At 67.3% G+C, this 3,767-nt stretch carries 2 protein-coding genes; one reads left to right on the forward strand and one right to left on the reverse strand.

Annotation, left to right across the window (positions count from 1 at the left end; genetic code table 11):
- On the reverse strand, positions 1 to 2,524 hold a 2,524-nt coding region (locus tag AC1DU6_RS23150), incomplete at its 3' end, for a transcription-repair coupling factor (protein ID WP_477859901.1).
- Between the two features lie 380 nt (positions 2,525 to 2,904).
- Between AC1DU6_RS23150 and AC1DU6_RS23155 the strand changes: the two genes are divergently transcribed.
- On the forward strand, positions 2,905 to 3,767 hold an 863-nt coding region (locus tag AC1DU6_RS23155), incomplete at its 3' end, for a DUF885 domain-containing protein (protein WP_477859903.1).

A 3,767-nucleotide genomic window follows, 5' to 3' on the forward strand; every position in this document is an offset into this window, starting at 1 on the left:
CGATGCGCGCCTCGGGCACCAGCTCCTCGAGCTTCTGGCGCCGGTTCTCGATGGTCTCGACCTCGTTGTGCAGGAAGTAGACCTGGCCGCCGCGCTTCAACTCGCGCAGCACCGCCTCGCGGATGGTGCCGCTGCTTTCGGCGCGCACAAAGGTCTTGATGGCCAGGCGGCGCTGCGGCGCGGTGGCAATGACGCTGAGGTCGCGCAGGCCTTCCAAGGCCATGCCGAGCGTGCGGGGAATCGGCGTGGCCGTCAGCGTCAGCACGTCGACCTCGGCGCGCATGGCCTTCATCGCCTCCTTGTGGCGCACGCCGAAGCGGTGTTCCTCGTCGATGACGAGCAGGCCGAGGCGGTTGAACTTGACCTCGGCGGACAGCAGCTTGTGCGTGCCCACGACGATGTCCAGCGTCCCGTCGGCAATGCCCTCCATCGCGGCCTTGATCTCCTTGGCCGAGCGGAAGCGGCTCATCTCCGCCACCTTGACCGGCCAGGCGCCGAAGCGGTCGACGATGTTCTGGTAATGCTGCTCGGCCAGCAGCGTGGTGGGCGCCAGGATGGCAACCTGCTTGCCGCCCATCACCGCGACAAAGGCCGCGCGCAGCGCCACCTCGGTCTTGCCAAAGCCCACGTCGCCGCAGACCAGGCGGTCCATGGGCTTGGGGCTGATCATGTCCTGGATGACGGAGTGGATGGCGGCACGCTGGTCGGGCGTTTCCTCGAAGCCGAAGGACGCCGCAAAGGCCTCGTAGTCGTGGCCCGAGTAGCGGAAGGCATGGCCCTCGCGAGCAGCGCGGCGGGCGTAGAGGTTGAGCAGCTCGGCGGCGGTGTCGCGCACCTGCTCGGCGGCCTTGCGCTTGGCCTTCTCCCATTGGCCCGAGCCCAGCTTGTGCAGCGGTGCTTCCTCGGCGCTCACGCCGGTGTAGCGGCCGATCAGGTGCAGCTGGGCCACCGGCACATACAGCGTCGCCTTGTCGGCGTACTCCAGGTGCAGGAACTCCGAACTGCCGTCGCCCACGTCGATGTTGACCAGGCCCTGGTAGCGGCCGATGCCGTGGTTGATGTGCACGACCGGGTCGCCCACCTTCAGCTCGGACAGGTCCTTGATCAGCGCATTGACGTCGCTGACCTGCTCCTGCTTGCGCCGCCGCCGGGTCGTCGGCATCGTCGCGAACAGTTCCGTCTCAGTGAAAAGCTGAACGGGTTGCTGCGCGTCGTTCCAAAAGAATCCCGTCGCCAGCGGCGCGGCGGTTATTGCGTATTTCTCGTCGCCGGCCAGGAACTCGGCCAGGTCCTTGACCGACGGCGGTTCGATCTTGCTGTCGCGCAGCTGCTCCAGCAGGCTCTCGCGGCGGCCTTCGCTCTCGGCCAGGAGCAGCACGCGGTGCGGCGTCGCCTTCAGGTGGGCGGCCAGGCGGGCCAGCGGTTCCTGCACGCCGCGCTCGACGCTGATGTCGGGCAGAGGCCGGGCGAAGTCCACCGGCTCGCCGCCGCGCACCGACAGCACCGCGTGCGGCTTGGTCAGGCCGAAGAAGTCCTCGGCCGTCAGGAAGATCTCTTGCGGCGGCAGCAGCGGCCGCTCGGGGTCGTGCTGCAGGAAACGGTGGCGCTCCTTGGTGTCGGTCCAGAAGCGCTGGATGGCTTCATCCACCTCGCCGTGCAGGGCCAGGCCGGCTTCGCCACCGAGGTAGTCGAAGACCGTGGCCGTCTGGTCGAAAAACAGTGGCAGGTAGTACTCGATGCCACCTGAGGCGATCCCCTCGCCGATGTCGCGGTAGATGCGCGCTTTGCTCGGGTCGCCGTCCATCTTCTCGCGCCAGCGTTCGCGGAACTTCTTGCGCGCCACCTCGTCCATCGGGAATTCGCGGCCGGGCAGCAGGCGCACCTCGGGCACGGGGTAGAGGCTGCGCTGGCTGTCGGGGTCGAAGGTGCGGATGGAATCGACCTCGTCGCCGAACAGATCGACGCGATAGGGCACGGCAGAGCCCATGGGGAACAAGTCGATGAGGCCGCCGCGCACGGCGTACTCGCCCGGCTGCACGACCTGGCTGACGTGGGTGTAGCCGGCCAGCGTGAGCTGGGAGCGCAGCGAGGCCTCGTCCAGGCGCTGCTTCTGCTTGAAGTTGAAGGTGGTGCCGGCCAGGAAGCTGGGCGGCGCGAGGCGCGTCAGCGCAGTCGATGCGGGCATCAGCACCACGTCGATGCTTTTCGTTTTTTTGCTTTGCAGCAGCTCCCACAGCGTTGCCAAACGCTCGGAGATCAGGTCCTGGTGGGGGCTGAAGCTGTCGTAGGGCAGGGTTTCCCAGTCGGGGAAGACAGCCACCTTGAGCTCGGGCGCGAAGAACTTCAGCTCGTCTTCCAGGCGCTGCGTGTCGCCCGGCTCGGCCGTGAAGATGGCGGCCATGCGCCCGGCGTCGCGCTGCTGCTGCACGAAGCGCGCGAGCAGCAGGGCGTCGGCTGAGCCGACGGGGCGAGGGTGGGTGAACTTCTTGCCCGGCGCAATGGCCGGCAGCGATGGCAGCGTCATGGAGCTCTACAAACGACAACAGCCCCGAAGCGGGGCAGGGGCCTGTTGACACCACGGCGATGGGCCGCGTTGTGACCAGAAAGGCCGCGAGCAAGGCGCAAACCGCAGCCGGGTCGGTCATCCGGCGAGGATTTGCAACGCCGCGCGCGGCCTTTCTGGCCACAACCCTCCGGGAAGGCCAGCTGCCAGGACCACTCTGCGTTGCAGCGCTTGCCCGCACATGAGTGCGGCCGGCGCGCTGCGCCTTGATTGGCCCTGGCGGCTGGCCTTCGCGGCCCATTGCCGTGGTGTTAACAGGCCCGCGATTCTAGGGAAGCCATGCCCTTTGGCTGTCAGCAGGTCTATAGCTAGCATCGCGCCACCTCGAAACTGGAGACCTCATGCGTCGTCGCCTTGCCCTGAGCCTGCTTGTCGCAAGCCTGCCCACCTGGGCCGCTCCCACCGAGAGCGAACGCTTCCACCAATGGCTGGATGCCCAGTGGGAACTGACGCTGCAGCGCCAGCCCATCCTCGCCACGTCCCTCGGAGACCCGCGCTACAACGACCGCCTCATCGACACCACGACCGCGGCCTACCGCGTCCAGGCCAAGCGCGAGTTGCAGGAGCAATTGAAGGCCCTGACCGGTTTCAGCAAGGCCAAACTGGAACCCAGGGACCGCGTCTCCTACAGCATCCTCAAGCTCGACCTGGAGCAGAACCTGGCTGGCGAGCGCTTCCCGGACTGGATGCAGCCCATCAGCCAGATCGGTGGCCTGCCCAGCTTCCTGGCGCAGATGGGCACGGGCCAATCCATCCAGCCCTTCAGGACGACCAAGGACTACGACGACTGGCTCAAGCGCCTGGCTCTGGCGGTGCCCCTGTTCGACGGCAGCATTGCCAATATGCGCGACGGCCTCAAGGCCGGCGTGACCCAGCCGCGCGCGGTCATGGAAAAGGTGCTGCCGCAGCTGACGGCCCTGGCCGTGACCGACCCCGAGAAGAGCTTGTTCTGGGGGCCGATCAAGAACTTCCCCGAGGCTGTGCCCGCCGCCGACCGCGAGCGCATTGCGGCCGAGATGCGCAAGTTGCTGTCGACGGGCGTGTTGCCCGCCTATGCCCGCCTGCTGGCCTTTGTGCGCGACGAGTACATGCCCAAGGCGCGCAAGAGCACGGGCTGGTCGGCCCTGCCCGACGGCAAGGCCTGGTATGCCCACCGTGTGCAGCAGTCCACCACGCTGAAGCTGACACCCGACCAGATCCATGC

The organism is Roseateles sp. P5_B10 (assembly GCF_056400485.1).